At 59.7% G+C, this 1,890-nt stretch carries 4 protein-coding genes; all 4 read right to left on the minus strand.

The genetic code is table 11. The features are described 5' to 3' along the window. Positions 1-149: 149 nt before the first annotated feature. On the minus strand, positions 150-608 hold the full coding sequence (locus CWO89_RS43725) for a hypothetical protein (protein ID WP_028167579.1): 459 nt from the start codon (positions 606-608) through the stop codon (positions 150-152). Beyond that, a complete protein-coding gene (locus tag CWO89_RS43730; RefSeq protein WP_130584329.1) occupies positions 605-1,285 on the minus strand; it encodes an MT-A70 family methyltransferase in 681 nt (226 codons plus the stop codon). The genes CWO89_RS43725 and CWO89_RS43730 overlap by 4 nt, the downstream gene beginning before the upstream one ends. Next, entirely contained in the window at positions 1,282-1,653 is a 372-nt protein-coding gene (locus tag CWO89_RS43735) for a hypothetical protein (protein ID WP_130584330.1), read from the minus strand. Before CWO89_RS43735 ends, CWO89_RS43730 begins: the two co-directional genes overlap by 4 nt. Before the next feature lie 11 nt (positions 1,654-1,664). Beyond that, a partial coding sequence (locus CWO89_RS43740) for a GapR family DNA-binding domain-containing protein (RefSeq protein ID WP_130584331.1) occupies positions 1,665-1,890 on the minus strand: 226 nt, incomplete at its 5' end.

Genomic DNA, 1,890 nt, shown 5'->3' on the forward strand with positions numbered 1-1,890 from the left:
CTGCCTGCAGCCGGAGAACACAGCGCCCATGCTGGCGCCTTCGCGGGCAAAGCGCACCGAGCCAGAGCGCGGCGTCAAATCGGAGGGATAGCCGCAGGCCCAGCCGGAACGGCTGGCGAGATCGAGCGCGAGGATGCGCGGCGAATAGGTCATTGGACTTCCGCCCTATCGAAGAAGGCGGGTTCCAGTGGCGGCGTGATCGGATTTTGTGTTGACCATCTGAACCACTTACAAACCCAGCCAACGAGTCCGGCCTCGCTGACGTTGACGTTCACATCGCCGCGCTGCGCCTCAAATTCTTTCCAGACTTGGACTTTGTGAATCGGAAAGCTGTTCGGCACCCCCCACAAGTAGACGACGCAAAAACCAACCTTCACCAACGAGCTATGGCTTCTCAATTGCCCGCTCGTCATTTCCCGGTCGGGCACCGTCGTCTCGAACAGGAGATGATGGCCGTACCTCTCGACGTAGCCGTGCTTTTGGACGATGCCCTCGTCATCCAGCAGACCATCAAGGTCGGCAACCCGGATGGCCGTGCCGTTGAAGCACGGTTTCAAAAAATCCCAATCCCAAAGGGCCGCACAGTATTTCACCGGGTCTCGGATCATGCGGCTGCTCCCTCGTCAGCCTCATTCCCCCAAGCGCTCCAACCCGGTCGTGCAACGCCCCGCCGATTCAGTTCGATCTTGGGAACGGTCGGGAAATACTGCTCGATCATCTCAAGAAAGATTTCGGGCTTTGCGGAATGTTCACCGCCACGGGGCGCGTCGATCACAGAGTCCCACTGCGTGCCGAGCGCGGGGCATGGCGGACTACCCTTTGTCCCGATCAGAAGCACTTCGTGAACGCTTCGATTCCAGTATCCAAGGCCCAGGGTTGGTTTGCGCCAGATGTAGTGCGAAGCGTATTCAAAACCCCAAGCTCGCAAGACCTCGATTGCAACATCGAGGTGCTGATTGGTGGACCAGAGAAACAGCACACAGTCATCCGCGGCAATGTCCCCGACCGGGCGCTGCTTGATGTTCTCAATGTCGCTGGTCGTGTAGACGCGGGATGCGTGACGATTCATCCCGGTCTGTTCTGAGTACACTTCGTCGTGCCATTCCGGGTCGGCGAGGATGACGCCAAATTTGGCGTCCGGGAGCGCGGCGATCTTTGCACCAAGCCGTTGCTCCTTATCCGCGCGCCTCGCCTGCGTCGTGGCAATGTCGGTGGTGCGCCGGTCTACAATCTTTGCAGCTTGCGCGCCGCTGATTTCGGGGGGTGCCGGATTTCCGGCAGCTATCTTCTCGGAGGCTTTGGTTTCCTTGGAGTTTTTTTCGCGACTGCCGGTTTTCCGGCAACGTCCTCATCAATCGTGGACGGATTCACCCCGAGCATCTTCGCAATGCTGCGGTTCGACGTGTCCGGTTGCAGCGCCTTGATCTTCGCCACCATCTTCTTGCGCTCGGCCGCGGCGGCGGTGAGCGTGTCGAGTTTAATGCTGGCGATGAATTTGCTGACATTATCGAAGCCATCACCGATCAGTTTCCAGCGGTCAGCTTCAAGCAATGACTCCAGTTCCTGAAACGCACGTTCCAGCGTGTAACCGGCAACATGGATGCCGGTGGTCAGACGGCCGAAGGCTTGGTTGGCTTGGGCGGTGTCATCCATGGCCGCCCCCATTACTGATACGTCGCGGGGCGGCTTTCAGCGGCGGCGGCCGATGCGGCGCGCCAGAGCGGCAGGTCCTTGACGCCCTCGGCGACCGCGAGCATAGCCAGCACTTGCTGCTGGTCGGCCTCCAGTTCCTCGTAAATCTCGCGGTTCTTCTGCTCGTTGTCGCGGATCTTCACCAGCGAGCGCAATTCCTTGGTCGGAACGCCGCGCGCCTTGGCTTCCTTGTAAACG

Origin of the sequence: Bradyrhizobium sp. Leo170, from assembly GCF_004296405.1 — a bacterium.
In the GTDB taxonomy this organism is placed as follows: domain Bacteria; phylum Pseudomonadota; class Alphaproteobacteria; order Rhizobiales; family Xanthobacteraceae; genus Bradyrhizobium.

Bases quoted from the DNA above. Each gene is read 5' to 3' on its own strand.
- CWO89_RS43725 (WP_028167579.1), bottom strand. From the start codon at position 608: ATGATCCGAGACCCGGTGAAATACTGTGCGGCCCTTTGGGATTGGGAT.
- CWO89_RS43735 (WP_130584330.1), bottom strand. From the start codon at position 1,653: ATGGATGACACCGCCCAAGCCAACCAAGCCTTCGGCCGTCTGACCACC.